The organism is Bifidobacterium jacchi (assembly GCF_009078285.1).
GTDB lineage: Bacteria > Actinomycetota > Actinomycetes > Actinomycetales > Bifidobacteriaceae > Bifidobacterium > Bifidobacterium jacchi.
The window spans coordinates 1-205 of sequence record NZ_RQSP01000154.1 but is presented as its reverse complement, the minus strand read 5'-3'; the positions used below and the strand labels follow the sequence as shown (position 1 = coordinate 205).

Genomic DNA, 205 nt, shown 5'->3' with positions numbered 1-205 from the left:
CAATGTGGCCGGTCGCCCTCTCAGGCCGGCTACCCGTCAAAGCCACGGTGGGCCATCACCCCGCCGTCAAGCTGATAGGACGCGACCCCATCCCATACCGGAAAAACCTTTCCCGCACCACCATGCAGCAGTGCGGAGCATGCGGCATTACCACCCGTTTCCAGGAGCTATTCCGCAGTACAGGGCAGGTCGGTCACGCATTACT

1 rRNA gene is annotated in these 205 nt (G+C 62.0%); it reads right to left on the bottom strand.

Annotated features, from left to right (window positions below):
• Nucleotides 1–205 (bottom strand): 16S ribosomal RNA (locus EHS19_RS10600); the annotation flags it as partial.